This window comes from Alicyclobacillus sendaiensis NBRC 100866, from assembly GCF_001552675.1.
GTDB lineage: Bacteria > Bacillota > Bacilli > Alicyclobacillales > Alicyclobacillaceae > Alicyclobacillus > Alicyclobacillus sendaiensis.
Genome location: NZ_BCRQ01000127.1, coordinates 1 through 1,523, shown reverse-complemented (window position 1 = coordinate 1,523; position 1,523 = coordinate 1). Strand labels below are relative to the sequence as shown.

Here is a 1,523-nt window from a genome sequence, read left to right as displayed (position 1 = left end):
TCAAGTTTCGCACCCCTGAATCGACCATAATCCGTTGATTTTACAGGGGGTTCGGGCGCTGCAAAAGTAAAAACACCCTCGTTTTTCTGGTAGACTAAGGTCGCCAAACCAACTGGTCTACTGGAAAGCGAGGATGTTTCCTACATGGTACGTGATTGTCAGCACCAAGATCAACTACAATCTACAGTAACCAGGTTCTTGAAGAACTTCCGTATTGGGAGATTGCTCCGTCAATCCAATATCACCAAGCAGGCCGGTGTACCTGTACTCGAACTGTTTCAACTTCTGTTCACTCTCGTGTTTCATCAGCGGAGTCTCAAACGGTTTTTGGAACAACCGACCACAGACCCAGTCGGCAAGGACACGGTTTATCGGTTCCTGAATTCGCCTCGGCACAACTGGCGCCGGTTCCTGTTACTGCTGAGCGCTGAGGTGGTGCGTCGTTTCGCCCGTTTGACGTCCGAAGAACGGGCAGATGTATTCATCATCGATGACTCTCTGTTCAGCCGTAGCCGCAGTAAGAAGGTGGAGCTGCTGGCCAGGGTGTATGACCACGTCTCGCACACGTTTGTTCGAGGGTTCCGCATGCTGACGCTGGGATGGTCCGATGGCAACTCATTTGTGCCTTTGTGTTTCTCACTGCTCAGTTCCGAGAATGAGCGGAATCGTCTTTGTCCCATCAACGACTCCGTCGACAAGCGCACGTGCGGTTACAAGCGTCGCCAGGAGGCTATGTGTAAGGCTACCGACGTTGTTTTCCAGCTACTCAGTCAAGCTCAGGCGATGGGGATTTCAGCAAAGTACCTGTTGTTCGACAGTTGGTTCGCCTACCCATCGACCATCATCCGGGCACTCGGACACTCCGTACACGTGATATGCATGCTCAAGGACATGCCCAATGTCCGGTACGGCCATGACGGCCAGAGGCTGACGCTTTCCCAGTTGTACCGATCCGTCCGTAAGCGCAGAGGCAGGGCCAAGGTTCTGGCCTCCGTCACTGTGCAACTGGGCCATGACGAAAACGACCAGCCAGTGCAAGCCAAGGTCGTGTTCGTTCGGGACCGGAATCGCTCCCGTCAGTGGCTGGCTCTGCTGTCCACGAACACCAACTTGAGTGACGAGGAGATCATCCGCATCTATGGAAAACGGTGGGGCATCGAGACGTTTTTCAAGGTCAGCAAATCGTATCTGAGATTGGCCAAAGAACTGCAGGGGCGTACGTATGACCAGATGTTCGCCCACACAACCATCGTGTTCGCCCGCTACATCATGCTGTCGGTTGCCTCCAGAGAGGCCCAGGATCTCAGGACCATTGGTGCCCTATTCTTCGATTGCTGCGACGAAATCGATGACATCCGATTTGCCGACGCTCTGCGCCTGCTCCTGGATCTACTCAGAGCAGCTCTACAGGCGGCACTGTCCGACTGCAGCGTCGTTACCGAGGACGTTATACAGCAGTTTATCAACCGTTTGCCCAGGCCAATCAAGGAAAAGTTGGCTGCTTGAGGGTGCGAAACTTGAGT

General features: G+C 53.8%; 1 protein-coding gene. It reads left to right on the top strand.

Annotation, left to right across the window (positions count from 1 at the left end; translation table 11 throughout):
• Positions 1-144 precede the first annotated feature (144 nt).
• Entirely contained in the window at positions 145-1,506 is a 1,362-nt protein-coding gene (locus AS26_RS13525; RefSeq protein WP_062310644.1) for an IS4 family transposase, read from the top strand.
• Positions 1,507-1,523: the final 17 nt, after the last annotated feature.

Coding starts and splice junctions, on each gene's coding strand:
- AS26_RS13525 (WP_062310644.1), top strand. CDS start 145: ATGGTACGTGATTGTCAGCACCAAGATCAACTACAATCTACAGTAACC.